Consider the following 2963-nt stretch of genomic DNA (forward strand, 5'->3'; position numbering starts at 1 on the left):
TTTAAGATTTGGCACCGACCTACTCTCCCACGTGTTACCGCAGTACCATCGGCTCTGGCGGGCTTGACTTCTCTGTTCGGAATGGGAAGAGGTAGACACCGCCGATATAGGCACCTAAATATTTTTATTGTTTGCTTTATTTGCACATACAGGCAGAACCTACACACACCACAAACAGTGACATATTATTGAAAGAAGTTAGTTATGAAGAACAAACAACAGTTTATTGCTCTTGAAAGCTTCGGATGATTAGTATTACTCGACTTTGATGTCACCACCTTTACATCTGTAACCTATCAACGTAGTAGTCTTCTACGGTCCTATATGGAATTCTCATCTCGTGGCTAGTTTCGCACTTAGATGCTTTCAGCGCTTATCTATTCCCAACGTAGCTACTCTGCAATGCCCCTGGCGGAACAACAGATTCACTAGAGGTTAGTCCAACCCGGTCCTCTCGTACTAAGGTCAGCCCCACTCAAAATTCCTACGCCCACAACAGATAGGGACCGAACTGTCTCGCGACGTTCTGAACCCAGCTCGCGTGCCACTTTAATCGGCGAACAGCCGAACCCTTGGGACCTTCTCCAGCCCCAGGATGTGACGAGCCGACATCGAGGTGCCAAACCTCCCCGTCGATATGAGCTCTTGGGGGAGATCAGCCTGTTATCCCCAGCGTACCTTTTATCCTTTGAGCGATGGCCCTTCCATGCAGAACCACCGGATCACTATATCCGTCTTTCGACCCTGCTCGGCTTGTCTGCCTCACAGTCAAGCAAGCTTATGCTATTGCACTCCTCATACGGTTACCAAGCGTATTGAGCTTACCTTTGAAAGCCTCCGTTACCTTTTTGGAGGCGACCACCCCAGTCAAACTACCCATCAAACAATGTCCCCCTCTAAGAGGGGTTAGACACCGAATACAAAAAGGGTGGTATTTCAACGTTGACTCCACAACACCTAGCGATGCCGCTTCACAGTCTCCCACCTATCCTACACATCTTGTATCCAATGTCAATGTTAAATTGTAGTGAAGGTGCATGGGGTCTTTCCGTCCCGTTGCGGGTACCCGGCGTCTTCACCGGGACCACAATTTCACCGAGCTCATGGCTGAGACAGCGCCCAGATCGTTACACCATTCGTGCAGGTCGGAACTTACCCGACAAGGAATTTCGCTACCTTAGGACCGTTATAGTTACGGCCGCCGTTTACTGGGGCTTCGATTCAATGCTTCTCCTTTAACAGATGACATCCCCTCTTAACCTTCCAGCACCGGGCAGGTGTCAGGCCTTATACTTCATCTTTCGATTTTGCAAAGCCATGTGTTTTTGTTAAACAGTCGCCTGGGCCTTTTCACTGCGGCTGATATTGCTACCAGCGCCCCTTCTCCCGAAGTTACAGGGCCATTTTGCCGAGTTCCTTAGCCATGATTCACTCGAGCACCTTAGAATTCTCTTCCCGGATACCTGTGTCGGTTTGCGGTACGGGTTTTTATAACCTGAAGCTTAGCGGTTTTTCTTGGAAGTCTGATTACCTGCGCTATCTACGCCCCCGAAGGTTTGCAGTACTATCGGGTTTCAGCTAGGTCTGCGGATTTGCCTACAGTCCTAATACCTACGCCCTTTAACGATCTATTCCGTCAGATCGCGGCAGTGTCACTACTCCGTCCCCACATCGCAGTTATAAAAAGTACTGGAATATTAACCAGTTGTCCATCGAATATCCCCTTCGGGTTCTCCTTAGGCCCCGACTAACCCTGATCCGATTAGCGTTGATCAGGAAACCTTATCCTTTCGGTGGGCGGGTTTCTCTCCCGCCTTATCGTTACTTATGCCTACATTTGCTTTTCCAGAAGCTCCACCACAACTTACGTCATAACTTCGCTGCCGCTGGAATGCTCCCCTACCGTAATATAAATATTACCCATAGCTTCGGTGTATAGTTTAATGCCCGTTTATTATCCATGCCCGATCGCTCGACTAGTGAGCTGTTACGCACTCTTTAAATGAATGGCTGCTTCCAAGCCAACATCCTAGCTGTCTATGCAATCGGACCTCGTTAGTTCAACTTAACTATAACTTGGGGACCTTAGCTGATGGTCTGGGTTCTTTCCCTCTCGGCCCGTGACCTTAGCACCCCGGGCCTCACTGCAGTGTATATTATATAGCATTCGGAGTTTGTCTGGATTTGGTAGGATTTGACTCCCCCGCACCCAATCAGTAGCTCTACCTCTATATAACTTTACCACCACGCTGTTCCTAAAAACATTTCGGGGAGTACGAGCTATTTCCCAGTTTGATTAGCCTTTCACCCCTACCCACAGATCATCCGGAAACTTTTCAACGTTTATCGGTTCGGTCCTCCAGTACGTGTTACCGCACCTTCAACCTGTCCATGGGTAGATCACAAGGTTTCGCGTCTACCTCCCCTGACTATACGCCCTATTCAGACTCGCTTTCGCTTCGGCTGCGTGTCTTAAACACTTAACCTTGCCAGAGAAGAGTAACTCGTAGGCTCATTATGCAAAAGGCACGCCGTCACGCCACCTGGACGCTCCGACCGCTTGTAAGCACACAGTTTCAGGTTCTATTTCACTCCCCTGTTCGGGGTTCTTTTCACCTTTCCCTCACGGTACTGGTTCACTATCGGTCTCTCAGGAGTATTTAGCCTTACCGGATGGTGCCGGCAGATTCCCACAAGGCGTCTCCGACCTCGCGGTACTCAGGATACTACTAGGCTAGTCTTACTTACGTGTACGAGGCTCTCACTCTATATTGCCAGGCTTCCCATCCTGTTCCACTTCATTTAACTAATACCACATCGTAGTCCTACAACCCCAGCTATGCCGTAACATAACTGGTTTGGGCTCTTTCCCTTTCGCTCGCCACTACTTAGGAAATCATTATTATTTTCTCTTCCTCTGCTTACTTAGATGTTTCAGTTCGGCAGGTTTGCGTACATTGTAC

Annotated in this window: 2 rRNA genes; both read right to left on the bottom strand. The window is 48.9% G+C overall.

The annotated features are described in order from the left end of the window. Positions 1 to 6 precede the first annotated feature (6 nt). Positions 7 to 118 (bottom strand): 5S ribosomal RNA (gene rrf / locus GM920_RS23550). A gap of 111 nt (positions 119 to 229) precedes the next feature. Further along, positions 230 to 2963: ribosomal RNA gene (locus GM920_RS23555) — 23S ribosomal RNA — on the bottom strand; the annotation flags it as partial.

It is taken from the genome of Pedobacter gandavensis, from assembly GCF_014172405.1.
Lineage (GTDB): Bacteria > Bacteroidota > Bacteroidia > Sphingobacteriales > Sphingobacteriaceae > Pedobacter > Pedobacter gandavensis.